This is a genomic window from Ideonella alba, assembly GCF_018069875.1.
GTDB classification, from domain to species: domain Bacteria; phylum Pseudomonadota; class Gammaproteobacteria; order Burkholderiales; family Burkholderiaceae_C; genus Ideonella; species Ideonella alba.
On sequence record NZ_JAGQDF010000001.1, the window covers coordinates 477043 to 501482 of the forward strand.

20 protein-coding genes and 1 pseudogene are annotated in these 24440 nt (G+C 71.3%); 9 read left to right on the forward strand and 12 right to left on the reverse strand.

The genetic code is table 11. From position 1 onward, the window contains the following. Nucleotides 1-30: 30 nt before the first annotated feature. From KAK07_RS02230 to KAK07_RS02240, 3 genes are read right to left on the reverse strand one after another with little or no spacing between them, the layout of a single operon-like run. Nucleotides 31-2214, reverse strand: coding sequence for a GH92 family glycosyl hydrolase (locus KAK07_RS02230; RefSeq protein WP_210858750.1), 2184 nt, complete (start codon nt 2212-2214; stop codon nt 31-33). Beyond that, complete coding sequence (locus KAK07_RS02235) at nt 2211-3017, reverse strand: phytanoyl-CoA dioxygenase family protein (protein ID WP_210852154.1); 807 nt, start codon at nt 3015-3017, stop codon at nt 2211-2213. Before KAK07_RS02235 ends, KAK07_RS02230 begins: the two co-directional genes overlap by 4 nt. Before the next feature lie 12 nt (nt 3018-3029). Further along, entirely contained in the window at nt 3030-4718 is a 1689-nt protein-coding gene (locus KAK07_RS02240) for an alpha-amylase family glycosyl hydrolase (RefSeq protein WP_210852155.1), read from the reverse strand. A gap of 94 nt (nt 4719-4812) precedes the next feature. Here KAK07_RS02240 and KAK07_RS02245 point away from each other — a divergent pair, with 94 nt between their 5' ends. Beyond that, nucleotides 4813-5667: a helix-turn-helix domain-containing protein gene (locus KAK07_RS02245; RefSeq protein ID WP_210852156.1), complete on the forward strand. Its 855-nt coding sequence runs from the start codon at nt 4813-4815 to the stop codon at nt 5665-5667. Nucleotides 5668-5698: 31 nt separating this feature from the next. Here the strand turns inward: KAK07_RS02245 and KAK07_RS02250 are convergent, their stop codons facing one another. Further along, nucleotides 5699-6265: an Lcl C-terminal domain-containing protein gene (locus tag KAK07_RS02250; protein WP_210852157.1), complete on the reverse strand. Its 567-nt coding sequence runs from the start codon at nt 6263-6265 to the stop codon at nt 5699-5701. A 98-nt stretch (nt 6266-6363) separates the two neighbouring features. On the opposite strand from KAK07_RS02250, the gene urtA reads away from it, so the two are divergent. From urtA to urtE, 5 genes are all read left to right on the forward strand, one after another. Further along, a complete protein-coding gene (gene urtA / locus KAK07_RS02255) occupies nt 6364-7629 on the forward strand; it encodes an urea ABC transporter substrate-binding protein (RefSeq protein WP_210852158.1) in 1266 nt (421 codons plus the stop codon). A gap of 188 nt (nt 7630-7817) precedes the next feature. Continuing rightward, nucleotides 7818-9350 carry an urea ABC transporter permease subunit UrtB gene (gene urtB / locus KAK07_RS02260; RefSeq protein ID WP_247660933.1) on the forward strand — a complete coding sequence of 511 codons (1533 nt, stop codon included), beginning with the start codon at nt 7818-7820 and terminating at the stop codon, nt 9348-9350. A gap of 1 nt (nt 9351) precedes the next feature. Continuing rightward, complete coding sequence (gene urtC / locus KAK07_RS02265) at nt 9352-10479, forward strand: urea ABC transporter permease subunit UrtC (protein ID WP_210852160.1); 1128 nt, start codon at nt 9352-9354, stop codon at nt 10477-10479. Continuing rightward, entirely contained in the window at nt 10476-11357 is an 882-nt protein-coding gene (urtD, locus tag KAK07_RS02270) for an urea ABC transporter ATP-binding protein UrtD (RefSeq protein ID WP_210852161.1), read from the forward strand. Before urtC ends, urtD begins: the two co-directional genes overlap by 4 nt. A gap of 1 nt (nt 11358) precedes the next feature. Next, entirely contained in the window at nt 11359-12051 is a 693-nt protein-coding gene (gene urtE / locus KAK07_RS02275) for an urea ABC transporter ATP-binding subunit UrtE (protein ID WP_210852272.1), read from the forward strand. Between the two features lie 18 nt (nt 12052-12069). On the opposite strand, the gene KAK07_RS02280 is transcribed toward urtE, so the two are convergent. Both KAK07_RS02280 and KAK07_RS02285 read right to left on the reverse strand, forming a co-directional pair. Then, nucleotides 12070-12306: a hypothetical protein gene (locus tag KAK07_RS02280; protein WP_210858752.1), complete on the reverse strand. Its 237-nt coding sequence runs from the start codon at nt 12304-12306 to the stop codon at nt 12070-12072. Nucleotides 12307-12389: 83 nt separating this feature from the next. Continuing rightward, nucleotides 12390-13760, reverse strand: coding sequence for a tetratricopeptide repeat protein (locus KAK07_RS02285; RefSeq protein ID WP_210858754.1), 1371 nt, complete (start codon nt 13758-13760; stop codon nt 12390-12392). A gap of 157 nt (nt 13761-13917) precedes the next feature. On the opposite strand from KAK07_RS02285, the gene KAK07_RS02290 reads away from it, so the two are divergent. The 3 genes from KAK07_RS02290 to KAK07_RS02300 are packed head-to-tail and all read left to right on the forward strand — an operon-like array spanning nt 13918 to nt 16929. Continuing rightward, nucleotides 13918-14907 (forward strand): YncE family protein, encoded by a 990-nt coding sequence (locus KAK07_RS02290; protein ID WP_210858756.1) that lies wholly within the window; start codon nt 13918-13920, stop codon nt 14905-14907. 38 nt (nt 14908-14945) lie between these two features. After that, nucleotides 14946-16217 carry a TIGR03862 family flavoprotein gene (locus KAK07_RS02295; RefSeq protein ID WP_210858758.1) on the forward strand — a complete coding sequence of 424 codons (1272 nt, stop codon included), beginning with the start codon at nt 14946-14948 and terminating at the stop codon, nt 16215-16217. A 37-nt stretch (nt 16218-16254) separates the two neighbouring features. Beyond that, nucleotides 16255-16929: a glutathione S-transferase family protein gene (locus KAK07_RS02300; protein ID WP_210858760.1), complete on the forward strand. Its 675-nt coding sequence runs from the start codon at nt 16255-16257 to the stop codon at nt 16927-16929. A gap of 15 nt (nt 16930-16944) precedes the next feature. Here KAK07_RS02300 and KAK07_RS25885 read toward each other — a convergent pair. The 6 genes and pseudogenes from KAK07_RS25885 to KAK07_RS02330 all read right to left on the reverse strand — a co-directional run. Continuing rightward, nucleotides 16945-17439: pseudogene (locus KAK07_RS25885) on the reverse strand (methyl-accepting chemotaxis protein); the annotation flags it as partial. A gap of 1568 nt (nt 17440-19007) precedes the next feature. Beyond that, the gene (locus tag KAK07_RS02310) at nt 19008-19838 is read right to left on the reverse strand and encodes an urease accessory protein UreD (protein WP_210852167.1); all 831 of its coding nucleotides are present in this window, start codon (nt 19836-19838) and stop codon (nt 19008-19010) included. Nucleotides 19839-19866: 28 nt separating this feature from the next. Next, on the reverse strand, nt 19867-21642 hold the full coding sequence (locus tag KAK07_RS02315) for a DUF1631 family protein (RefSeq protein ID WP_210858762.1): 1776 nt from the start codon (nt 21640-21642) through the stop codon (nt 19867-19869). A gap of 22 nt (nt 21643-21664) precedes the next feature. Continuing rightward, a complete protein-coding gene (locus KAK07_RS02320) occupies nt 21665-22432 on the reverse strand; it encodes an ABC transporter permease (protein WP_210852169.1) in 768 nt (255 codons plus the stop codon). Further along, the gene (locus KAK07_RS02325; protein WP_210858763.1) at nt 22429-23238 is read right to left on the reverse strand and encodes an ABC transporter ATP-binding protein; all 810 of its coding nucleotides are present in this window, start codon (nt 23236-23238) and stop codon (nt 22429-22431) included. Before KAK07_RS02325 ends, KAK07_RS02320 begins: the two co-directional genes overlap by 4 nt. 4 nt (nt 23239-23242) lie before the next feature. Further along, complete coding sequence (locus KAK07_RS02330; protein ID WP_210852171.1) at nt 23243-24277, reverse strand: ABC transporter substrate-binding protein; 1035 nt, start codon at nt 24275-24277, stop codon at nt 23243-23245. Between the last annotated feature and the right edge of the window lie 163 nt (nt 24278-24440).

Below are 24440 nucleotides of genomic sequence, written 5' to 3' on the forward strand. Positions count from 1 at the left end.
GGGGCTGGGGCTTGCCCGGTGCCGGTCCGCTCAGCGCCGGGGTGAAGCTGCCCTGAAGCTCAGGTTTGACGCGCGCTGCAGCGCCTGGTGCGACACCTGCCGCGCGGGCAAGGCCTGCGCGTCCAGCCAGGGCAGCGGCCCCTGGCCACGGAGGCGCAGCCAGGGGCCAACCGGCCGCCACAGCGCTGCGCCGCGCACCATTGGCTGGCCCAGCACATAGCGGCCGCTGAAGGGCTCGGCGGGGTAGAAGCCCAGCACCGCGAAGACCAGCCAGGCGCTCATCTGGCCGACGTCGTCATTGCCGACCAGGCCCGCCGGGCCGGTGCCGTAGAAGCGCCGCACGATCTGCTCGCGCAGGCGCTGGCCCTTCTCGGGCGCATCGGTCCAGGCATACAGCCAGGTGATGTGGTGGCTGGGTTCGTTGCCGTGCGCGTACTGGCCGATCAGCGCCTCCTGGCCCAGGTGCGGGTCGGGCGCCGGCACCGGCAGGCTGAAGAAGCGGTCCAGCCAGGCTTCGAGGCCGGCGGCGCCGCCCAGGCGGGCGCGAAAGCCCTCGGCGTCGTGCAGTGCCGGCGTGGCGGTGTACTGCCAGGCATTGGCCTCGGTGTAGTCGCCCGGGTTCTTCAGCGGCGAGGTGGCCATCACCGGATCGAAGGGCGTGCGCCAGCGGCCGGCGCTGTCCTTGCCGCGCAGCGTGTGCGTCTGATCGTCGAACAACCGCAGCCAACTGCGTGAGCGGGCGCGGAAACGCTCCGCCAGCGCCGGCTGGCCCAGCCGCTCGGCCACCGCGGCCACGGCGGCATCGCCATAGCCCAGCTCGGCGGTCAGGCTGACCGATTCACCGGTCTGCACATCCAGCGGCAGGTAGCCGAAGCGCTCCAGCGTGGCCCAGCTGCGCTGCGCCCAGGCCGGCGCATCCGGGCGCTCACGGGTGCTGGTCTCGACCATGGCCTGCAGCGCAGCGGCCTCGTCGATCGCGCCCCCCGCCCCGAAGCCCTTGAGCAGCGCGTCGGCGATCACCGGCAGCGCCGGGTTGCCGATCATGCAGTAGGTCTCGCGGCCCCAGCTGGTCCACAGCGGCAGCCAGCCCATCTGCCGATGGTGCGCCAGCAGGGTGTTGACCATGCCCGGCACGCGTTCGGGCACCAGCAGCGTGAACAGCGGGTGGGAGGCGCGGAAGGTGTCCCACAGGCTCAGTGTCGAGTAGTAGACGCCGCCCGGGGCGTCGATCACCTCGCCACGCGGGCCGCGCACCCGGCCGTCGGCATCGGCGATGTCGCTGGGGTGCTGCAGCGCGCGGTAGAGCGCCGAGTAGACCAGGCGCCGGGTGCGTGCATCGGCATCGATGCGCAGGCGGCCCAGCAGCGCATTCCAGGCGCGATCAGCGCTGGCGCGCACGCTGTCGAAGTCCTGGCCGTCGGCCGTGGCCAGGTTGCGCTGCGCGCCGTCCTCGTCCACGGTCGACAGGCCGATGCGCGCCTCCAGCGTGCGGCTCTGGCCCAGGTCGAAGCTCAGCAGCCAGCGTGATGCGTGCTCGCCCGGCCGTGGCGGCAGCTGCTGGCGGTGCTGCACCGGGTGGCTGAAGCGCAGCGCGAACGAGACCTGCCGCTCCACCCAGTTGCGGCGCTGCAGCGTGCCCTGCAGGCCATCGACGCGTGGCGTGACCTGGGCTGAGAGCACCGTGGGACCGTCCACGTAGTGCAGGCCGTGCTGCAGGTCCACCAGCACCTGCACGCGGCCCGGGCGGTCGAAGCGGTAGCGCTGCAGCGCCACCTTGGGCGCGGCGCTCAGCTCCACCGAGACGCCATGGCCCGGCAGCCGCACGCGGTACAGGCCCGGGTGCGCCTGCTCGTTACCTTTGACAGCGCTGAAGTCGGTGGTCTGTTCGGTCCAGGCCTGGCCGGCACGCGGCTGCAGCAGCACGTCCCCCAGTTCGGGAATGCCGGCGCCGCTGTGGTGGGTGTTCGAGAAGCCCAGGATGCGCCGGTCCTGGAACTGGTAGCCGGCGCTGTGGCTCCAGCCGCGGTCGGCGGTGTCGGGCGCCGGGAAGACCATGCCGAAGGGCACGGTGGCGCCGGGGGTCACATGGCCGGTGCCCTGGGTGCCGATGAAGGGGTCGACCCAGCGGGTGAAGGACGGCGCCGCGGCGGCGGGCAGGCCGACCGCACCCAGCAGGCCCAGCATCAGGACCCCACGGCGCAACGCTGCGCTCATGCGCGCTGCCAGACCACCGGGTTCTTGCGCGTGGCGATCGGCTCGCCTTCGCGCGCACCGGGACACCACTGGTCGCGGTCATTGGCCTGGATCGCGTTGAGCGCCGGCACCAGGCGCATGCCGGCGTCCATGTAGATGATGGTCATCACCGAGCGCGGCTGCGCGCTGTGGTTGGGACCGGCCTTGTGGAAGGTCCAGCCCAGGTGGAAGCTCACCTCGCCCAGGTCGAAGCCGCCCGAGACGAAGGCGAAGCCGTGGCGCGCCATGTTGGCGCTGATCCGCGCCTCGCTCTCGTCCGAGATGCCCAGGTCGCGGCCGAAGGCCACCGACTGGCTGCCGGCGTAAAAGCCCAGCGGCCCCATCTCGGGCGGCACCGGCTGCAGCGGGATCCAGGCGGTGATCGTGCGGTCGGAGTCCAGCGGCCAGTAGTACTGGTCGGCATGGGCCGGCGTGAGGCCGCCGCCCGGCTCCTTGTAGAGCGACTGGTCGTGGTACAGACGTACGCCGTCCACCTCCAGCAGCTCGGCGGCCAGGCGGCCCAGGCGCCGACCCATCACGAAGCGGCCGACCAGCGGGCTGCGCTCCCACAGGTTCATCACCTGCAGGAAGGCGCGGTCGTAGGTGCTGCGCTCGGCCAGCGGCCGCTGCTCGGTGTTCAGCGCGATCGTCAGCCGCGTGATCTCGCCGCCATAGGCCTCGAGCGTGTCGGCGCTGAGCACCTGCTTGAGCTTGATGAAGCCGTCGCGGCGGAACTGCGCGACCTGCTCGGCGCCGAGGGCGTAGGGAGTGTCGAGGTCGGTCATGGCAGGGCGGGGTCAGGGGGCAGGGAAGAAGGCCGCCGCGCCGGCGGGCAGGGGACGGGCAGGGTCCAGGGGCAGGGCGCTGCACCACAGTGGCGGCTCGCCCGCGCAGGCGAGCGCCGCAGCCGGCCAGGCGGCGGGCTGGCCGCCCAGGTTGAACAGCGCCAGCACCGCGCCCGGGCCGTCGCCGCGGCGCAGCAGCAGCACCTCCCCCTGGGCCCACAGCACGGTGCAGCGCCCCTGGCGCAGCGCTGGATGGGCGCGGCGCAGGGCGATCAGCGCGCGGGTCTGGTTCAGCATCGAGCGGGGATCGGCCTGCTGGCGGTCCACGGCCAGCGCCGCATGCGCCGGGTCGGCCGGCAGCCAGGGCGCTGCGCTGCTGAAGCCGGCCGCGGGCGCTTCGGCCGACCAGGGCATGGGCGTGCGGCAGCCGTCGCGGCCCGGGATCAGCGGCCAGTTCGCCAGGCCGTAGGGGTCCTGCATCTGCTCGGGGGGCACCTCGCTCTGCGGCAGGCCCAGCTCCTCGCCCTGGTAGACGAAGACCGTGCCACGCAGCGCCATCAGCAGCGCCATCCAGGTCAGCGGACCCGCAGCAGCGGCCGCGATGGTGCCCCGGCCGGCGGTGCCTGCACCGAGACTAAAGCCCGTGGCGCCGTCAGCGCCCCAGCGCGAGGCCACGCGTGGCGCGTCGTGGTTGGAGAAGGCCCAGGACGGCCAGCCGGCGTCCTCGGTCCAGGGCTCGAGTTGGCGCGCCACCCCCGCGGCGTCCGGCCGCGCGCCCAGGAAGGCGAACGAGTAGGCCGTGTGCAGCGCATCGCCGCCGCGGGTGTAGGCCCGCATCGTGGCCAGCGCCGCCGGGCCACCGATCTCGCCCACGGTCATGCGGCCGGGGTAGCGGTCCATCAGCGCGCGCAGCCGGCGCAGGAAGTCCAGCGACTGCGGCTGGTCCATCGTGTAGCGGTGCTGCTGCATCAGCACCGGGCTGTCGCCGCGCTGCCCGGGCGGGGCGGGCGGGTTGTCGCGCAGCAGCGGGTCATGGGCGTAGAGGTTGGCGGTGTCCAGACGGAAGCCGTCCACACCGCGGTCCAGCCAGAAGCGGGCCACGTCCAGCACCGCCTGCTGCACCGCCTCGCAGTGGAAGTTCAGGTCGGGCATCTGCGGCAGGAACTGGTGCAGGTGGTACTGCCGCCGGCGCGGCTCCCAGCGCCAGGCCGGACCGCCCATCCAGCTGAGCCAGTTGTTGGGCGGGCTGCCGTCGGGCCGCGGATCGGCCCAGACGTACCAGTCGGCCTTCGGGTTGTCGCGGCTGGCGCGGCTCTCGATGAACCAGGGGTGCTCGGCCGCGGTGTGGCTCCAGACCTGGTCGATCAGCAGCTTCAGGCCCAGCGCATGGGCCTCGCGGACCAGGGTGTCGACATCCGCCAGCGTGCCGAAGCGCGGGTCGATGTCGCAGTGGTCGGCGACGTCGTATCCGAAGTCGCGCATCGGGCTGGGGAAGACCGGGCAGACCCACAGCCCGTCCACGCCCAGCGAGGCGATGTAGGGCAGGCGTGCGGTCAGGCCCGCCAGATCACCCAGGCCGTCGCAGTTGCTGTCCTGGAAGGAGCGCGGGTAGACCTGGTAGAGCACGGCGCCACGCCACCACGGCGCGGTGGGGGCCGGTGCGGGGGCTGTTTCACCCGTGTCGGGTGTCTGCGTGGACATGGCGCCGCAGTATGGGCGCTGACCCCGATGGGCGCCACGCGCGGATCAACCGACAATGACTGTTTTGTTACCTCCATGACCATAGAGGTGTGTCTTGAGAGTCGTTCAGGAGTCAGTTCCGCAGGCCCAGGCGCTGACCATGCGCGTGCTCGACCTGTCGCTGGCGGCCTTCGATGGCCCGGTCCACATGCACCCGATGCTGGAGCTGACCTGCATCGCGCGTGGCAGCGGCCTGCGCTTCGTTGGTGACACGGTGGAGCCCTTCGCCCCGGGCGATGTGGTGCTGGTCGCGCCGCAGGTGGCGCATGCCTGGTGGTCAAGCGCATCGCGGCGGGTGGCCGGCGCGGCGCAGGCCACGGTGATGCAGTTGCATGACACGCCGGCCTTGCAGGGGCTGCCCGAGTGGGCGGCAGGCCCGGGCGTGCTGCTCAGCGAAGCGGCGGCGGGCTGGGCGCTGCAGGGGCCGCTGGCGGCCGAGGTGGCGGCGGCGCTGCCGGCGCTGTCGAGCACCCAGGGCCTGGCTCAGCTGGGTCAGGCGCTGGCGCTGCTGGCGCGCATCGCCGCCCCCGAGGCCCGGCGCTGGCGCCGCCCGCTGGGGCTGCGCCAGCGCCGGCCCGAGGCGACAGCCGCCGCCGGGGCGCGGCGGGTGGACGCCTTGCTGACCTGGGTGCGCGACCACCTGCAGGAGGACCTCAGCGCCGCGGCGGCTGCGCGCCAGCTGCATGTCACGCCGGCCGCCTTCAGCCGCAGCTTCAAGCGCCTGGTCGGGCGCTCCTTCACCGACTATGTCAACGACCTGCGCATCGCCGAGGCCCGGCTGCTGCTGCGCCGCACGGACCGCCCGATCAGCGAGGTGGCGGCCGCCTGCGGCTTTGCGACGCTGTCGAACTTCAACGCCCAGTTCCGGCGGCGGGTGGGGGTGTCACCGCGCGAGGATCGGCGCGGCTGAGGGCCGGTGCGCGTCGCGCGGCCACGGCGCGTCAGCGCGTGCTGCGGACCAGGCGCACGGCCAGCCGCGAGCCCCTGGGCACGTCATCGCGCGCCTGACCGTCGCCCAGGTGCACCGCCCAGCCGTTGACGAAGCTGCTCTCAGGCGGCGCACTGGCGGTCTGGCCGCGCATCACGCTGCCGTAGTTGTAGGGGTTCACCGCCTCGTGCGACAGGCTGGGCGTGCCACTCCAGTGCCAGTCGGCCGGGGCGTCGGGGAAGAGCTGCGGGTCCAGCCCCTGGCCGTTGCGGCGCACCAGGCGCTGCAGTTCGGGCACCCGCGGCAGGCGCCAGGCACGGCCGCTCTGCTGCGCCAGCGCGCGGGCACGGGCCAGGGCTTCGGTGTGGCGCAGCAGCTCAGGCGTTCCGCCGCAGGCCCGGCCAGTCCAGCGCTGGCCCAGCAGACAGCGCGACCAGGCCAGGTGGGTGGCCGGGTCCAGGATCTCCTGGCCATCCTGGGAGGGCGCCAGCGCCGCGGCCGCGGCCGAGGCGGCCAGCAGCAGGGCGGCCGCCAGCGTGGCTGGCAGACCCAGGCCGGCGAGTGCAGGGGGACAGTGCATGCGCCTCACTCTACGCCAGTGTGCGTATGGTCGGTCCGGGCGGCGGCTTCTAACCTGCGGGCACTGATTCACCCCCAACCCCTCCCAGGAGCACCCGCATGCAATTCACCCGCCGTTCCATCACCGCGCTGGCCGCCGCCGCCTGCGCGCTCGGCTTCACCACGCTGGCCCAGGCGGCCGACACCATCAAGGTGGGCGTGCTGCACTCGCTGTCGGGCACGATGGCGATCTCGGAAACCGTGCTGAAGGACACCGTCCTGATGGCCATCGACGAGATCAACGCCAAGGGCGGCCTGCTGGGCAAGAAGCTCGAGCCGGTGGTGGTGGACCCGGCCTCGAACTGGCCGCTGTTCGCCGAGAAGGCCAAGCAACTGATCGACCAGGACAAGGTGGCCGTGGTCTTCGGCTGCTGGACCTCGGTGTCGCGCAAGTCGGTGCTGCCGGTCTTCGAAGAGAAGAACTCGCTGCTGTTCTACCCCGTGCAGTACGAAGGCGAAGAGCTCAGCAAGAACGTCTTCTACACCGGCGCCGCGCCCAACCAGCAGGCGATTCCCGCGGTGGAATACCTGATGAGCAAGGACGGCGGCTCGGCCAAGCGCTTCGTGCTGCTGGGCACCGACTACGTCTACCCGCGCACCACCAACAAGATCCTGCGCGCCTTCCTGAAGAGCAAGGGCGTCGCCGAGGCCGACATCATGGAGGAGTACACCCCCTTCGGCCACTCCGACTACCAGAGCATCATCGCCAAGATCAAGAAGTTCGCCTCTGAAGGCAAGAAGACGGCGGTGGTCTCGACCATCAACGGCGACTCCAACGTGCCCTTCTACAAGGAACTGGGCAACCAGGGCCTGAAGGCGACCGACGTGCCGGTGGTGGCCTTCTCGGTGGGTGAAGAGGAACTGCGTGGCGTCGACACCAAGCCGCTGGTCGGCCACCTGGCCGCCTGGAACTACTTCATGAGCATCAAGAACCCGACCAACGCCGAGTTCGTCAAGAAGTGGAGCGACTACGCCAAGGCCAAGGGCATCGCCGGCCACAAGGACAAGCCGCTGACCAATGACCCGATGGAAGCCACCTACATCGGCATCAACATGTGGGCCCAGGCCGTGACCAAGGCCAAGTCCACCGACACCGACAAGGTGATCGCGGCGATGGCCGGCCAGACCTTCAAGGCCCCGGGCGGCTTCACCAGCACGATGGACAAGGAAAACCACCACCTGCACAAGCCGGTGTTCATCGGTGAGGTCAAGGCCGACGGCCAGTTCAACGTGGTGTGGAAGACCCCGGGTCCGGTCGTGGCCGATCCGTGGAGCGACTACATCGCCGAGAACAAGGGCAAGAAGAACGTCCCCGAGAAGAAATAACCCCCCCTACCGCAGCACAGCTGCGGCCCCCAGGGCGCGAGTTCTGGGGGCGACGCGAGTGGACCGGCGAAGCCGGATCCACCGCGTCTGCCGGAAGGCGCGGGCGGCTGGCGCCGGCCCGCGTTTTCGTTTGTCGAGGGATGGTGATGATTCGTTGGATTCTTGGCCTTGGGCTGTCGTTGGTGGCGATGTGTGCTTCGGCGCTGACGGCGGAGCAGGCGCGGGCGATCGCGGCGGGCGAGACCGATGCGCGGATCGCGGCGCTGGGCGAGGCGGCCAAGGTGCCGGATGCGGCGCTGGCGGGCTTCGTGCAGGCGCTGCTGGATGACGCGGTCAAGCTGACGCCCAAGGCGGTGCTGGTGATCGATGGCACGGCCGTCAAGGATGCGGTCACCGGTGCGGCGGCCACGTTGCCGGACGACGCCGAGGACGTGGTCAACAACAACCGCATGCGCGGTGCGCTGCAGGCGGTGCAAGCGTCGATGAAGCTGCTGTCGCCCGAGCTGGCGGTGCGCCAGGCGGCGGTGGCCGAGCTGGCCAAGGGCGGCGTGGATGAGTCGCAGCTGCCGCTGCTGGACAAGGCGGTCGACGCCGAACCCGATGCGGCGCTGAAGGCCACGCTGGGCCGCCTGCGCGCCAATGTGCTGGTGTCGTCGGCCGACAAGGACAAGCGACTGGCGGCGGTGAAAGAACTGGCCGCCAGTGCGGAGCCCCAGGTCAAGGCGCTGCTGCAGGAGCGCCTGGGCAGCGAAGCCGACGCCGAGGTCAAGGGCGCGCTGATGAGCGCGATCGGCCAGGTCGAGTCGCGCCTGGTCTGGGGCGAGCGCCTGGGCGTGGTCTTCACCGGCGTCAGCCTGGGCAGCATCCTGCTGCTGGTGGCGCTGGGCCTGGCGATCACCTACGGCCTGATGGGCGTGATCAACATGGCGCACGGCGAGCTGATGATGATCGGCGCCTACGCCACCTACGTGGTGCAGAACCTGTTCCGGGCCTATGCGCCCGGCGCGTTCGATTTCTACCTGTGGCTGGCGGTGCCGGCCTCGTTCCTGGCGGCGGCGCTGGTGGGCGCGGTGCTGGAGCGCACGGTGCTGCGCTGGCTCTACGGTCGGCCGCTGGAGACCCTGCTGGCCACCTGGGGCATCTCGCTGGTGCTGATGCAGGGCGTGCGCTCGCTGTTTGGCGCGCAGAACGTGCCGGTGGAGAACCCGGCCTGGCTGTCGGGCGGCATCGCGGTGCTGCCCAATCTGACGCTGCCCTACAACCGCATCGCCATCATCGGTTTCGCCTTCGCGGTGCTGGCCGGCGTGGCGCTGCTGATCGCCCGCACCCGGCTGGGTCTGTTCGTGCGCGGCGTCACGCAGAACCGCCGCATGGCCGCCTGCGTGGGCATCCACACCGCGCGCATCGACACCTATGCGTTCTCGCTGGGCGCCGGCATCGCCGGGCTGGCGGGCTGCGCGCTCAGCCAGGTGGGCAACGTCGGTCCGGACCTGGGCCAGAGCTATATCGTCGACAGCTTCATGGTGGTGGTGCTGGGCGGCGTGGGCCAGCTGGCCGGCACGGTCTACGCCGCGCTGGGTCTGGGTGTGCTGAACAAGTTCCTGGAAGGCTGGGCCGGTGCGGTGCTGGCCAAGATCATGGTGCTGGTGTTCATCGTGGTGTTCATCCAGAAGCGTCCGCAAGGGCTGTTCGCGATGAAGGGCCGAAGCGCCGAGGCATGAGATGACAACGACGACCCTGACCCTTCCCGCGCCGCGCCGCGGCCTGCTGCTCACCCCCGCCGGCTGGTCCGGCGTGCTGCTGGCCACCCTGGTGGTGACCGCGCTGGTGCCGGTGCTGAACCTGCTGGTGCCGGCGGGCAGCGCGTTCCACCTCAGCGACTTCTATGTGCAGCTGGCCGGCAAGATCATGTGCTATGCGATCTGCGCGCTGGCGATGGACCTGATCTGGGGCTACACCGGCATCCTCAGCCTGGGCCATGGCCTCTTCTTCGCGCTGGGCGGCTACGCGATGGGCATGTACCTGATGCGCCAGATCGGCCGCGACGGCAACTACCAGACCGAACTGCCCGACTTCATGGTCTTCCTGGACTGGAAGGCACTGCCCTGGCACTGGGCCTGGAGCGACAGCTTTGTGCTGCAGATGGGGCTGGTGCTGGTGGTGCCGGGCCTGCTGGCCTTCGTGTTCGGTTTCTTCGCCTTCCGCAGCCGCATCAAGGGCGTGTACTTCAGCATCATCACGCAGGCCATGACCTTCGCGGCGATGCTGCTGTTCTTCCGCAACGAGACCGGCTTCGGCGGCAACAACGGCTTCACTGACTTCAAGCGCATCCTGGACATCCCGATCGCCCAGCCGTCCACCCGCATGGTGCTGTTCGTCATCACCGGCCTGACGCTGATCGGCTTCTACCTGATGGCCCGCGCCATCGTGAACAGCAAGTTCGGCCGGGTGCTGCAGGCGATCCGCGATGCCGAGAGCCGCGTGATGTTCACCGGCTACAACCCGCTGGCCTACAAGCTGGCGATCTGGACCTTGAGTGCCGTGATGTGCGGCGTGGCGGGTGCGCTGTATGTGCCGCAGGTGGGCATCATCAACCCGGGCGAGATGAGCGCGGCGGCCTCGATCGAGATCGCCATCTGGGCCGCGGTGGGCGGTCGCGCCACGCTGATCGGGCCGATCGTCGGCGCCTTCTTCGTCAATGGCGCGAAGAGCTGGTTCACGCAGGTGTTCCCCGAGTTCTGGCTGTATTTCCTGGGCGCGCTGTTCATTGCGGTGACGCTGTTCCTGCCGCAGGGATTGGTCGGCCTGGTGGATCGCCTGAAGGGCGCGAAGAAGGAGGAGCGCGCATGACGCCCGACCTGATGGAAGCTGGCGCCAAGGCGCTGGAGGCGCACCGCGCCAAGGTGGAGGCCGAGGTCACCAGCGGCGACCGCGGCGCCAGCTTCGGCCGCGTGCTGCACGGTGCCGAGCCCGACTTCGCGCACGGCGTGGCGCTGTACCTGGACGACATCACGGTCAGCTTCGACGGCTTCCGGGCGCTCAATGCACTGAGCCTGGCGGTGAACGTGGGCGAGCTGCGCTGCATCATCGGCCCCAACGGCGCCGGCAAGACGACGATGATGGACGTCATCACCGGCAAGACCCGGCCCGATGCCGGCACCGCCAGCTTCGGCTCCAACATCGACCTGCTGCGCCTGCGCGAGAACGAGATCGCGCAGATCGGCATCGGCCGCAAGTTCCAGAAGCCCACGGTCTACGAGCAGCTCAGCGTGTTCGAGAACCTGGAGCTGGCCCTCAAGGCCGACCGCCGCGCGCGTGCCAGCCTGTTCTCGCGCCTGTCGGGCGCGCAGCTCGACCGCATCGGCGAGATCCTGCAGCTGATCCACCTGCTGCCCGATGCCCAGCGCACCGCCGGCCTGCTCAGCCACGGCCAGAAGCAGTGGCTGGAGATCGGCATGCTGCTGATGCAGGACCCCAAGCTGCTGCTGCTGGATGAACCGGTGGCCGGCATGACGGACGAAGAGACCGAGCGCACCGCCGAGCTGTTCCTGAGCCTGGAGGGCCAGCACTCGCTGGTGGTGGTGGAGCACGACATGAAGTTCGTCGACCAGCTGACCGAGGGCCGCAAGACGGTGACCGTGTTGCATGAAGGCAGTGTGCTGGCCGAGGGCCTGCTGTCCGAGGTCCAATCGAACGAGAAGGTGGTGGAGGTGTACCTTGGCCGCTGAGATGCTGAAGGTCGACGGCCTGAACCAGTACTACGGCGGCAGCCACATCCTGCGCGGTGTCTCGTTCGAGGCGCGGCTGGGCGAGGTGACGGTGGTGCTGGGCCGCAACGGCGTGGGCAAGACCACGCTGCTCAAGAGCCTGATGGGCGTGGTGCCGGTGAAGACCGGCACGGTGCAGCTGGGCGGACGCGACCTGACCCGCGCCACGCCCTATGAGCGCGTGCGCGCCGGCATGGGCTATGTGCCGCAGGGCCGTGAGATCTTCGGTCGCCTGACGGTGGAGGACAACCTGCGCATGGGCCTGGCCAGCCGGCCGGCGGGCACCAAGATCCCGGATGAGCTGTTCACGCTGTTCCCGGTGCTCAAGCAGATGATTGCGCGTCGCGGCGGTGACCTGTCGGGCGGCCAGCAGCAGCAGCTGGCGATCGCCCGCGCGCTGGCGCCAGGCCCGAAGCTGCTGATCCTGGACGAGCCCACCGAGGGCATCCAGCCCAGCATCATCAAGGACATCGGCCGCGTGATCCGCATGCTGGCCGACCGCGGCGACATGGCCATCGTGCTGGTCGAGCAGTACTACGACTTCGCCGCCGAGCTGGCCGATCAGTACCTGGTGATGGAGCGCGGCGAGATCATCGCCCGCGGCCGCGGCGAGGACATGGCGGCCAATGGCGTGCGCGAGCTGATGTCGATCTGAGGACCCTGCCGGCCCGCCTCACCAGGGCAGGCCGCTGTCCTTGATGATTTTCTCGGTCTCCTGCTGGTCCAGCTTCAGGGCCAGGTCGCGGCGTTTCTCCAGGGCCTGCCTGGTCAGGAACGGCGCCAGCTTGGCCTTGGCTGCCTTGGCCTTGGCGTCCTCGGGGTTCTTCGACAGGATCTTGTTCAGGCCCTCGAGCTCCTTCAACAGGCGGTCGAGGTCCTTGTTGAAGGCGTCGATGTACTTGTGACCCATGGCTGACTCCGGTGGCTGACGGTCGGGCAGATTCTGGGCGGGCGCTTGGCCGAGGGCATCGGGACGACTCCGCATTGGGCGGCTCAGCGTCCCGGCGCGTCCTGCGGCGCGTCCCCCGGCACGGGCAGTCCCGGCGCGGCGTCGCGCCAGGCCCGGGTCAGCGCGGCCCAGGCCGCCTGGTGGTGCAGGGGACGCCAGAACGGGTCGGTGTCGAGCATCAGCAGGTTGGGGTCGCGCTGGCTGATCGCCCGCTGCAGCGCCTGCAGGGCCAGGCCGGACTCGCCCAGACGGGCGTGGGCCAGCGCCAGCACATAGGGCGACAGATGGGTGCTGTGCAGGGCCTGCAGCGCGGCACTGGCGGCGGCACGTTCGGCCGGCACGCCGATCTGGCCGCAGACCGACCAGCGCAGCGCCTGGTAGCCCGGCTCCTGCGGCGCCGCCGCCAGCGCTTCCTCGGCCCAGGGCCGCGCCGCCTCGGGGTCGCCGTCGCTCAGGGCGATCAGGGCGGCCAGCGCCAGTGCCGGCGCGCTGCGTGGCGCGATGTCCAGCACGGCGGCCAGCTCGGCCCGGGCCTGGTCCGGCCGGCCCTGGGCCAGGCGCAGGTTGACCAGGTGCATGCGGCTGGCCAGGTAGTGCGGATCGAGACGGCGAGCCTCGTGCAGTGCGGCCTCGGCGTCGTCCCACAGGCCGCGGTAGGTCAGGTGACAGCCGAAGGCGCTGTGCACGAAGGCCTGCTGCGGCGCCAGCGCCCGGGCGCGTTCGAAGCCGGCGCGCGCCGGCGCCCAGGCCCAGCCGAACTGGTGGTGCGCGGCGGCACGCAGCGTCTGTGCCAGCGCGTCGGTGGGGTCCAGCAGCAGCGCCTGGTCCAGCGCGCGCTGGCATTCGGCGGCGGCCTCGGTGGGGGGCACCGACCAGCTGGTGGCACTGTTGTACCAGGCCCGCCCCAGGCCGGTCCAGGCGGGCGCCCAGGCGGGTGCGGCCCGCACCGCGGCAGCGAAGCGATCGCGCGCCTGGGCCAGCAGGGGCGCGCTGACCGGCCCGCGCAGGAAGTGCTCGCCGCGCTCGACGAGGTCGCGCGCGGCGCGGCTGACCGTGGGCGGGTGCAGCGGCGCCAGCCAGTGCACCTGGTAGCTGCCAGGCCGCAGCGCCAGCCGCCAGGGGTCGGCCATGCCTTCCTCGGCGTAGTAGCGGGCCAGCCGCGCCCGCAGCCGGCGCATCTCGACGCGCACGATGCTGTCCTCGGCCGGATCGAAGCGGTCGGCTGGCCGGCCCAGCACCTGCACCGCGATCAGGGATTCCTTCAGCGAGGCGGTGTCGCCCGCCGCGCAGCGCTCCACCAGGTGGCGCAGCAAGCGACGGTGCCGCAGTGCCCGGGCGAAGGCGCCGCTGGCCTCGATCCGTGCCAGGGCAGCGGCCTGCTCGGGCGGCACGGCGGGAGAAGAAACGGCGCTCATCGCCGTGGCAGTTTAGGGTCTGTTCACACGACCGCAACCCTTCCGGTCGTGCGAACGGGCCCCAGCCAAGGTGTCACCGCCCTGTCACCCCCGCGGACTCGACCCGCGGTGCCGCGCGGCCGCAGACTGGCCGCACCACCACCTCCAAGGAGCTCGCATGCACCTGCATCGCACGACCATGCTGACGGGCCTGCTGGCGGCCACGCTGGCCAGCCCCGCGGCCCGGGCCCAGTACACGCTGTATGTCGGCAACGACCAGTGCCCCACCAACAACTCGGTGACCCAGTTCACCGGCAAGCCCTGGGCCAGCGGCGCCACAGTGCCCGTGGGCCACTGCCCGGCCGGCATCGCCTTCAGCCCGGATGGCGCCACCGCCTGGGTGATGAACGCCGGCGCCAACACCATCACGCCGATCAACACCGCCACCTTCACCCCCGGCCCGGCCTTCAACGCCGGCGTCACCGCGCCGCTGTTTGCCGCGGCCACGCCCGACGGCCAGTGGCTGGCCACCACCGGCGCGGGCTCCAACCAGCTGGCGCTGATCGCCACCGGCAACACCGCGGTGGTGAAGACCGTGGCGGTGGGGGCCTCGCCCACCGGTCTGGCGGTGTTGCCCGACGGCAGCAAGGCCTACACCGCCAACGCCGGAGACAGCACCGTGTCGGTGGTGTCGCTGGGCGCCACGCCCAAGCTGAAGAAGACGCTGTCGCTGCCCGGCTGCAGCCCGTACGGCATGGCGGCCACGCCGGACGGCAGCGCGGTCTATGTGGCCTGCATCACCGGCCCGCTGTGGCGCATCCGCACCGCCAAGGACAAGGCCGATGCCGCGCCGATCACCCTGCCGCAGAGCAGCGGCGGCGCGCAGGTCGTGATCACCCTGGACGGCAAGACCGCCTTTGTGTCCAACACCAACGGCGCGGTCTACCCGGTGACGCTGAAAACCGGTGCGGTCGGCACGCCGATCGCCATCCCAGGCGCCTATGGCCTGGCGCTGAGCCCCGACGGCAAGGTGCTGGCGGTGGGCAATGGTGACTGCTGCTGGCTGGACACGCCGGTGCACTTCGTCAAGGTCAGCACGCAGACGGTGGAGACCACGCTGGGCACCGGCACGAACTACACCCACCGCTGGATCGCCTTCCGGCCCTGATGACCTGGGGGGCCGCAGGCCCTACACTGCGACCCCCCATGAGCTTCACCACCCCCACTGCCGGTCCCCGCGTGGCCGTTGTCGGCGCCGGCCCCGCCGGCCTGATGGCTGCCGAGGTGCTGGCCGCGGCCGGCGCCCAGGTTGACGTCTATGACGCCAGCGCGGTGCCGGCCCGCAAGTTCCTGCTGGCCGGCAAGGGCGGCCTGAACCTGACCCATTCCGAGGAGCTGCCCGCCTTCACCGGCCGCTACGGCGAACGCGCGCCCGAGGTGGCGCGCTGGCTGGAAGCCTTCGGGCCGCAGGCCCTGCGCGACTGGGCCCAGGGCCTGGGCGTGTCCACCTTCGTGGGCAGCTCGGGCCGGGTGTTCCCCGAGTCGATGAAGGCCGCACCGCTGCTGCGCGCCTGGCTGGCGCGGCTGCGGGCGGCCGGCGTGCGCCTGCACCTGCGCCACCGCTGGCAGGCCGGCGTGCTGCAGCACGGCTCCGAGTTGCGCTTCGAGACCCCCGACGGCCCGCGCCAGGTGCATGCCGACGCCGTGGTGCTGGCGCTGGGCGGCGCCAGCTGGGCCCGCCTGGGCTCGGACGGCGCCTGGGTGCAGCCCCTGGGCGATGCCGGGCTGGCGCTGTCGCCGCTGCAGCCCGCCAACTGCGGCTTCGACGTGGGCTGGAGCGAGCACTTCGCCAGCCGCCACGCCGGCGCACCGCTGAAGTCGGTGCTGCTGGACACGCGCGACAGCCGCGGCCGACAGTTCCGCCGCAAGGGCGAGTGCGTGGTCACGTCCACCGGGCTGGAGGGCAGCCTGGTCTACGCCGCCTCGGCGCTGCTGCGTGACGAGATCGCAGCCCACGGGCGGGCGCTGGTGCTGCTGGACCTGCTGCCGGACCGCCCGGTCGAGGCCTTGCAGGCCGCGCTGGCCCGCGGCCGGGGCGCGCGCAGCCTGGCCAATCACCTGAAGGAACAGGCCGGGCTGTCCGGCGCCAAGGCCGGCCTGTTGCGCGAGGGCCTGAGCGCCGAGGAATGGCAGCTGCAGAGCCGCGACGCCGCCTGGCTGGCGCGCCGCATCAAGGCGCTGCCGCTGCAACTGCACGCGGCCCGGCCGATCGACGAGGCGATCAGCACCGCCGGCGGCGTGCGCCTGGAGGCGCTGGACGAGCACCTGATGTGGCCCGAGCGCCCCGGCGTGTTTTTCGCCGGCGAGATGCTGGACTGGGAGGCGCCGACCGGCGGCTACCTGCTCACCGCCTGCTTCGCCAGCGGCGTGGTGGCGGCCCGCGGCCTGCTGGACTGGTGGGCGGCCAAGACCCCGTGACGCCGCGGGTGCCGGCCGCCCCGTAGCATGCCGGCCCATGATCACCGTCCACCACCTGAACAATTCGCGCTCGCAGCGTGTGCTGTGGCTGCTCGAGGAACTGGCGCTGCCCTACGAGATCCGCCACTACCAGCGCGACCCGCAGACCATGCTGGCGCCACCCTCGCTGAAGGCGGTGCATCCGCTGGGCAAATCGCCGGTGCTCAGCGACGGCGACATCACCGTGGCCGAGAGCGGGGCCATCATCGAGTACCTGCTCGACACCCATGGCCAGGGCCGGCTGCGGCCGGCGCCGGGCACGCCCGAGCAGCGGCGCTTCAGCTACTGGCTGCATTTCGCCGAGGGTTCGGCGATGCCGCCGCTGCTGATGAAGCTGGTGTTCGCCCGGGTGCGCTCGGCGCCGATGCCCTTCTTCGTCAAGCCGGTGGCGCGGGCGATCGCCGACAAGGTGCTGACCAGCTTCGTCGAACCCAATCTGCGCGCCCAGCTCGATTTCATGGAAACCGAGCTGTCGGGACGCGACTGGTTCGCGGGCGACACCTTCAGCGCCGCCGACATCCAGATGAGCTTTCCCGTCGAGGCCGCGGCGCAGCGCGCCGGGCTGGATGCCTCGCGGCCGCGGCTGATGGACTGGCTGCGCCGCATCCATGCGCGGCCGGCCTACCGGCGTGCGCTGGAGCGCGGCGGCCCCTACGACTTCGCGCGCGATTGAGGCTCGCCCAGCGACTCAGGTCCTGAGCTGATCGACCAGGCGGTGCAGCTCGTCTGCGCCGTGACGCAGGGTGTTGGCGGCGCTGCTGGTGGCCTCGGCGCTGTGGGCGTTGTGCGCGGTGGTGTCGCCGATCTGGCGCACCGCCTCGGCCACCTGGCCCACGGCCATCGTCTGCTCGCGGGTTGCGGTGGCCAGCTGGCCCATGGCCTCGCCGACGCCACCCACCTGGTCCAGGATGCGGTCGACGCTGTCGCGCGCCTTGTGGATCTCGGCCACGCCGGCCTCCACCTGTTCGGCGGACCCGGTGATCAGCGAGCGGATCTCGCCCGCGGCACTGGCGCTGCGCTGGGCCAGGGCCCGCACCTCACCCGCCACCACCGCGAAGCCGCGACCGGACTCGCCGGCCCGCGCCGCTTCCACCGCGGCATTCAGGGCCAGGATGTTGGTCTGGAAGGCGATGCCGTCGATCACCTGCACGATCTCGCCGACGCGCCGGCTGGTGGCGGCGATGCCCTCGACCGTCTGCACCGCGCCCTGCATGCGCTGGCGGCCATCGGCGCCGGTGTTGCGGATCTGGTGGAACAGCTGATCGACCTGCTCGACATGGCTGGCATTGCTGCGCGCGGTTTGCGAGACCTGCTCGAGCGTGGCGGCCGACTCCTCGACCGTGGCGGCCTGCTGGCTCGCACGGCTGGCCAGGTCGTGGCTTTGCTGCTCCATCTGCTGGCCGGTCTGCGCCACCTGCTGGGCATGGCTGCGGATGCTGCCCACCACGCCTGCCAATCGGCTGCACATCGCATCGAGCTCCTGGGCCATCATGGCGAACTCGTCACGGCCCGGCACGCCCGCACGCACCGACAGGTCGCCCGCGGCGCCGGCATGCGCCACCCGGCTGACCCGCTGCAGCGCATCCATCACGCTGGCATAGAAGCCGGTCATGGCATAGGCCAGGACCAGCACGCCCAGCAGCGAGCCGCCCAGGGCCAGCCACTGGCGCCGCTGCAGGACGTGCTCACGCTCGCTCAGGATCACGGAGAGCCGGCCGGTGATCTGGCGCGAGAACGCGGTGGTCGCCTCGATCGCCGCCGTTCCGGCCTTGAAGAAGGCTTGCGGGTCGCCCTGCGGCTTGCCGTCGGCGAAGCTGCGGGCAGCGAGATCGGCAAAGGCCAGGTTGGCGGCCATCATCGGGGCGAAGCTGGTCGGCTCGGGATCGCCGGCCCGCAGCAGCGCCGCGACCCGCGTCTTCATGCCCTCCACCTGCTCCTGCAGCATCGCCACGCGACCGCTGACCTGGGCCAGCGCGGTGGTGCTGGCTTCGCCGCTGCTGATCAGGCCGGCGCCCTGCCCGCGCAGCAGCCCGGCTGTTTCGGTCAAGGGCAGCGAGCGTTCGACCACCATGTCCATCAGGAAGAAGCTGGCGGCCTCGGGGTCGAAGAGCAGTTCGGAGGTCTCGCCGATGCGCGATGCCAGCGCACGCATGGCCTTGACCTGGGCGGTGTGGGCCGCAAACACCTGGGCGCGGTCACCGTCGCGCCGCCCTTCACCCAGTGTCGCGACGGCTGTGGCGATCGGACTCCAGGCGTCGGTCAGGCCCCAGGCCTGCAGCGCCGCCTGTTCTTCCTTCATCGCCGCGAGGCCCTTGGCCAGCTCGGCCCGTGTGGCCTGCAGCGCCTGCTCGGCCTGGGCATTGCCGCCCATCGCCAGATTGGTCTGGCCGCGGTGCTTCTGCGTGGCCACGGCCACATCCAGCAGCGCGGCCACGACGCGGGCGCCCTGCGCCTCGTTGCGGGCCACCGCCAGCGCGCGGCCGGTGTCCAGCAGCGTGCGGCCGATCAGGATCATCAGCGGCACGGCGATCAGGGCGACGATCAGCGCCATCTTGGCGGGCAGCCGCAGCTGGCGCATCACGGACACGGCCGGACGCAGCAAGGATCCATCGGCGGCAAGGGACATGGCAGAGCACCTCGGGTGACAGGACACGGCGAATGCGTGTTTATCGCCCGACCCTCCCGGACCCGAAGGGCTGAAAAGCCGCGTCTGGGCCCGCTATTGCGGGTTTTCCCGCGGGTGGGCCGGCGTCACATCGCCCACAGCCGTGGCGGGCATTCGGCCAGCGACCACAGGCGGCGGCGCCAGCCGGCGCGCACGGCGCGCGCCAGCGTGAACAGCGCTTCGGTGCGTGGCGCCAGCGCCCGCAGCACCACCACGCCGTCGTCGGCGGCGCTGACCCCGGCCCGGGCGGCCAGCGGCGAGGCCGCGATGCAGGCGCGCGCGTCCTCGAGCAGCTGTTCGCGCAGCCCATCGCTGAAGCCGTCGCCGGCGGCGCACCAGAGCGTGGCCAGGGCCCGCTGGCCGGCCCAGCCCAGCGGCGAGTCCAGCAGCACCCGGTCGTCGGCACGGATGCGTCCCTGCTCCAGCCAGCGGCCGGCGATCGAGACTGTCTGGTGCAGCTCGCCCCGCTCGAAGCCCAGCTCGGCGGCCGGCAGGCCCAGGGCCAGCAGGTCCCAGCCGATCATCTGCGCCCCGGGCGCCAGCTCGAAATGCAGCGCATTGGCGGCGCGGCAGCCGCTGTAGGCAATCGTCTCCAGCGGCAGCCACTCCAGCCGCGCCCCCGCGGCCAGCCGGGCCTGCAGCGTCTGCGTGGCCTGGGCACCGGCACTGCGGTAGAAGCGGGTGGCGCCGGGCGTGGTGATCAGCGCGTGGGTGCCGGGGCCCAGCGTGGCCTCGATCGCCAGCTGGTCACCGCCGACGATGCCGCCGGGCGGATGCACCAGCACGTGGTGGCAGATGGCGTCGCCCTCGGGGTAGAGGCGCTGCAGCACGCGCAGCGGACCCTCGTGGCGATCCAGGGCGGTGGTGCGCTGGTCCTCGAGCCGGTAGTCGAGCCGCAGGTGGCCGCGCCAGCTCAACGCCCACCCCAGCCAGCGGCCATCAGCCTCATGCCGGCTCCTGCGGCAGGCTCTCGACCGCGTCGCGCAGCCACTCGCCGGCCGGGATGGTGGTGATCAGGCCCTCGCCGCGCATGCGCTCGAGCACCCGGCGGCTGGTGCAGAAGGGCGTGCCCTGGCGGCGGCTGAAGGCGAAGAACTGGCCGTTGTCACTGATCCAGTCCAGCCGCACCGCGGTCCAGCGGCCCTGCAGGCAGGCGCGGCACAGGTCGTCCACCGCCAGCCCGGCCAGCCATTGCTGGGCGTCGCGCCAGGCGGGCGAGTCCGGGCTTTCGTCCATCGCCACCGGCACGGTGGCCAGGTCGGCATGGTGGATCCAGGCCGAGGATTGGATGTCGGGCGAGCCGGCCACCTCCGGCGGCGACTCCGGCCCCGGCGCGCTGGCCGCCGCGCGGCGCGGCCAGGCCTTCAGCGCCACGCGCAGCTCATCGACCTGGCGCTGGATGCGGGCCGGGGCCTCGTCGATCGCGCGCAGGCCGTCGTGGACTTCCAGCAGCAGGCAGTCCAGCTCGGCCGGCGTGGGTGGGCGCGGGCGCTCCAGCGCGGCGGCGTCGACCAGGGTGTCGATCACGGCGGTCCAGCGGCGCGGGCCCGGGCCGTCGACGCCGTCGCGGGCGCTGGTGCGGGTGATCACCCGCACCCAGTCGCCCAGCAGGAACTGGCTGGCCTGCGGCAGCAGCTTGGTGCGCTGCAACTGCTCGACCACCTGGGCCTGGACCAGCGGCAGCAGCTCGGCGTGGCGTTCGGCCTGTTGCAGGTGGGCCACCGGACCCGGGTGGACCGGGTCGGGCAGCGAGGCATTGGCCAGGCGCTCCAGGTGCACGCGTGCCTGTTCGTAGTGGCGCGTCAGCAGCGGCTGCGGAGCGCGCTGCAGCGCGTCCATCAGCGGCTGCAGGCGCTGGTGCAGCGCGATCTTGCCGGGGGCCTGGCCGTCCAGGTCCAGCTGCGACAGCGCCACCAGGCGGTCGGTCAGCAGCCACAGCGGGTGCTGGGGGTCCTGCAGCAGCGCCGGCTCGGCGGCGGCGCTGGCCTGGGCCAGCCGAGACAGCCCCTGCAGCAGCTCGCGCATGCCCGGGCCCAGGCGCGCATGGTCCTGCAGGCGCTCGAACAGCGCCGCCACCTGGCCCGGCGGGATGGGCGCCGCCGGCGCCGGCGCGGCGTGCGCGACACGGGCAGACAGGCCGGCGCGGGCGGCCTGCGCCGCGTCGATGGCCCGGGCGCCGGTGCTCTGCAGCCAGGCGCATTGGCGCTCGTAGGAGCGCGTGGCCTCGCGCACCAGCGCGGGACGCAGCTCCTTGAGCAGGTCCAGTCGCCGCGGCGCCGAGGGTACGGCGGCGTGCAGCGCGCGGTCCAGCGTCTCGGCCAGCGTGGCCGCTTCCAGCAGCACCGGGCTGGGGTAGCCCAGCGCGTCGGTCTCGCGGTACCAGCGCAGTGCCAGCGCGCCCAGCTCGCGCAGCACGAACTCGGCCTCATGGTCGATCGCCTGCACGGCGCCGCGCAGCTGGATGGATTCGTTGACCTCGTCGTCGCACAGCAGCGAGACGCCGCTGAGCGTCTCGACCACCACGCCGCCGATCGCGGTGTCCAGGCCGGCGCGGCGAGGTTCTAGAAGGGCTTCGCGCAGCTGGGCCTGCCAGGCGGGGCGCAGGCCGGGCTGGGTGCGCGCGCTGCCGTCGAACAGCACGCGGTCGACCAGGTCCAGCGCCTCGTCCAGGCAGAACTGGCGCCACGCATGCAGGGCGGGATCGGTGTCGCGCAGGCTCATGGGCGCGATTGTGCCCGGCGGGTCAGTGCGATTGCGAACCGCGGTGCGCCCAGGCCGTGGTGTGTTTCTCGATCCAGCTGAAGAACTCGTACATCGCCATGGCCATGGCGCCCACCACCACCAGACCGGCGAAGGCCAGGCCCATCTGCATCGCGCTGCCAGCGCTGACCAGCAGGTAGCCGATGCCCTCGTTCGAGGCCTGCATCTCGGACACCGTGGTGCCCACGAAGGCCAGCGTGATCGCCACCTTCAGGCTGCCGAAGAAGTAGGGCATGGAGCGGGGCAGACCGACCTTGGTCAGCACGTCCCAGCGGCTGGCGCCCAGCACCCGCAGCACGTCCTCCAGCTCGGGCTCGAGCGTGGCCAGGCCGGTGGCGATGTTCACGGTGATCGGGAAGAAGCTGATCAGGAAGGCGGTCAGGATGGCCGGACCGATGCCGATGCCGAACCACACCACCAGCACCGGCACGAAGGCCGCCTTGGGCAGCGCATTGAAGCCGGTCATCAGCGGGTAGAAGGCGGTGTAGGCCATGCGCGAGCTGCCGATCAGGAAGCCCAGCAGCACGCCCACCACGATGGCGATGGCGAAGCCCGCCATCGTCACCCAGAAGGTGCGCCAGGCGTGGCCGGCGATGACGGCCTTGTACTCGAGCAGCTGCTCCCAGATGCGCGCCGGGCTGGGAAAGATGAACTCGCTGACGTTGAAGGCGCTGCAGATGCCCTGCCAGACCAGCAGGATCAGCACCAGCAGCACCCAGGGCGACCAGGCTTCCAGGCTCTTGCGCGTCATTGGGCGATCTCCACGCCTTGCTTGCGCATCGCGCCGATGTGGCCGCGCAGCTCATGCACGATGTCGGTGAAGGCCGGCGTGTAGGTGATCTCCAGGTCGCGCGGGCGCGGCAGGTCGATCTCGCGGCGCACCACCATGCGGCCGGGGCTCTTGCTCATCACGTAGACGGTGTCGGCCAGGAAGACGCTCTCGCGCAGGTCATGGGTGACCAGGATGACGTTGAACTTCTGCGCCGCCTGCAGGTCGCGCAGCGTGCACCACAGCTCTTCGCGGGTGAAGGCATCCAGCGCGCCGAAGGGCTCGTCGAGCAGCAGCATCTTGGGCTCGTGGATCAGCGCGCGGCAGATGCTGGCGCGCTGCTGCATGCCGCCCGAGAGCTGCCAGGGGAACTTGTCCTCGTAGCCGCCCAGGCCCACGCTTTGCAGCAGGGCGCGGGCCTTGGCCTCGTACTCGGCCTTCTTCTGCTTGAAGCTGCTGCGGTAGGGCTCGACGATCTCCAGCGGCAGCATCACGTTGGCCACCGTGGTGCGCCAGGGCAGCAGGCTGGGGGCCTGGAAGGCCATGCCGGTGATCTTCAGCGGCCCGGTCACTTCCTTGCCACCGATGATCACCGTGCCTTTGCTGGGCCGCTTCAGGCCGGTGGCCAGTTTCATGAAGGTGGACTTGCCGCAGCCCGAAGGCCCGACGATGGCGATGAACTCGCCTTCGTCGACCTGCAGGTGGATGTCCTCGACCGCGTAATGGCCCTGGGCCAGCAGCTCGTCGTTGTAGGCGAGCCAGACCCCGTTGAAGTCGACGAAGGCCATCAGCTCACTTCTTGGCGAAGATGTTGCGCTCGGCGGCGGTGGGCAGGAAGCTGCCGTTCCAGACCGCATCCGGGTTGATGCGGCCCTTGGTCTGGAAGGCATCGGCCACCTGGCTGGCCATCAGGGCCAGGCGCGGCTTGCTGACGTCGCCGAAGCCCTCGGCCTTGGCGTCGGTGGTGGCCACCGAGGAGTCGATGGCCAGCTTCAGGCGGCGTTCCTCGAGGTCGGCGTTGATGATGCCGTCGCGCTCCTTGACCACCGCGATCGCGGCCTTCGGGTTGGCGATCACTTCCTTGGCGCCCTTGGTGAAGGCGCGCAGGAAGGCCTTGACCGCTTCCGGGTTCTTCTTGAGGAATTCCTCGCCGGCGATGATCACGTTGCCGTAGAGCTTGACGCCATGGGCCGGGTACATCATCACGTTGACGTCCTCGGCCTTGATGCCGCGGGCCTCCAGGTTCAGCAGGCTGGTGAAGTAGAAGCCGGTGATCGCGTCCACATCGCCCTTGGCCAGCATGGTCTCGCGCAGCGGCGGGTCCATCGAGACCCACTCGACCTTGCCGATGGCGTTGGCCTTCTGGAAGATCGGGAAGGCGCGGCGGCCGGCGTCGAACACCGGAGCGCCCAACTTCTTGCCGGCCAGGTCGGCAGGGGTCTTGATGCCGCTCTTCTTGAGCGCGAAGACGGCGGCCGGCGTGTTGTTGTAGACCATCATCACCGCCACCGGCTTGTTCGGGGCGGTGGGGTTGTTGGCGTGGAATTCCATCAGCGCCGACAGGTCGGCGAATCCCATGTCGTAAGTGCCCGAGGCGACGCGGTTGACCGCGTTGCCCGAACCGTTGCCGGCGTCCACGGTGACGTTGAGCTTCTCGGCCTTGAACTGGCCCTGGGCCACCGGCAGCAGGAAGAAGGCGCTGGGGCCCTCGAAACGCCAGTCGAGCTGGAACTTGACGGCGGTCTCCTGGGCGGTGGCGGGCAGGGTGGTGCCCAGCAGGCCGGCGGCAGCGGCCAGGGCGAGGATCGAGCGGCGGACGAAGGTCATGGCACAGGGCTCCAGAGGGTCATTCTTGAGGCGGGCGGACGGGGGCGGTCCGCGCGCATTGTCATCCAGCAACCGCTTGCAGGATCCGTGCCCGCGTCACGGATCTCTCGGTATTCTCCCGAGGTGTGTCGGCCAGTGGCCGGGTGGCGGTCCGATAATCGCG

Excerpts from the sequence above, each read along its gene's own strand:
- KAK07_RS02315 (WP_210858762.1), bottom strand. The coding sequence starts at position 21,642 with ATGAGCCTGCGCGACACCGATCCCGCCCTGCATGCGTGGCGCCAGTTC.
- urtD (WP_210852161.1), top strand. The coding sequence starts at position 10,476 with ATGACGCCCGACCTGATGGAAGCTGGCGCCAAGGCGCTGGAGGCGCAC.
- KAK07_RS02295 (WP_210858758.1), top strand. The coding sequence starts at position 14,946 with ATGAGCTTCACCACCCCCACTGCCGGTCCCCGCGTGGCCGTTGTCGGC.
- KAK07_RS02325 (WP_210858763.1), bottom strand. The coding sequence starts at position 23,238 with ATGGCCTTCGTCGACTTCAACGGGGTCTGGCTCGCCTACAACGACGAG.
- urtA (WP_210852158.1), top strand. The coding sequence starts at position 6,364 with ATGCAATTCACCCGCCGTTCCATCACCGCGCTGGCCGCCGCCGCCTGC.
- urtB (WP_247660933.1), top strand. The coding sequence starts at position 7,818 with ATGTGTGCTTCGGCGCTGACGGCGGAGCAGGCGCGGGCGATCGCGGCG.
- KAK07_RS02285 (WP_210858754.1), bottom strand. The coding sequence starts at position 13,760 with ATGAGCGCCGTTTCTTCTCCCGCCGTGCCGCCCGAGCAGGCCGCTGCC.
- KAK07_RS02280 (WP_210858752.1), bottom strand. The coding sequence starts at position 12,306 with ATGGGTCACAAGTACATCGACGCCTTCAACAAGGACCTCGACCGCCTG.
- KAK07_RS02230 (WP_210858750.1), bottom strand. The coding sequence starts at position 2,214 with ATGAGCGCAGCGTTGCGCCGTGGGGTCCTGATGCTGGGCCTGCTGGGT.
- KAK07_RS02320 (WP_210852169.1), bottom strand. The coding sequence starts at position 22,432 with ATGACGCGCAAGAGCCTGGAAGCCTGGTCGCCCTGGGTGCTGCTGGTG.
- KAK07_RS02300 (WP_210858760.1), top strand. The coding sequence starts at position 16,255 with ATGATCACCGTCCACCACCTGAACAATTCGCGCTCGCAGCGTGTGCTG.
- KAK07_RS02330 (WP_210852171.1), bottom strand. The coding sequence starts at position 24,277 with ATGACCTTCGTCCGCCGCTCGATCCTCGCCCTGGCCGCTGCCGCCGGC.
- urtE (WP_210852272.1), top strand. The coding sequence starts at position 11,359 with ATGCTGAAGGTCGACGGCCTGAACCAGTACTACGGCGGCAGCCACATC.
- KAK07_RS02250 (WP_210852157.1), bottom strand. The coding sequence starts at position 6,265 with ATGCACTGTCCCCCTGCACTCGCCGGCCTGGGTCTGCCAGCCACGCTG.
- KAK07_RS02235 (WP_210852154.1), bottom strand. The coding sequence starts at position 3,017 with ATGACCGACCTCGACACTCCCTACGCCCTCGGCGCCGAGCAGGTCGCG.
- KAK07_RS02290 (WP_210858756.1), top strand. The coding sequence starts at position 13,918 with ATGCACCTGCATCGCACGACCATGCTGACGGGCCTGCTGGCGGCCACG.
- KAK07_RS02240 (WP_210852155.1), bottom strand. The coding sequence starts at position 4,718 with ATGTCCACGCAGACACCCGACACGGGTGAAACAGCCCCCGCACCGGCC.
- urtC (WP_210852160.1), top strand. The coding sequence starts at position 9,352 with ATGACAACGACGACCCTGACCCTTCCCGCGCCGCGCCGCGGCCTGCTG.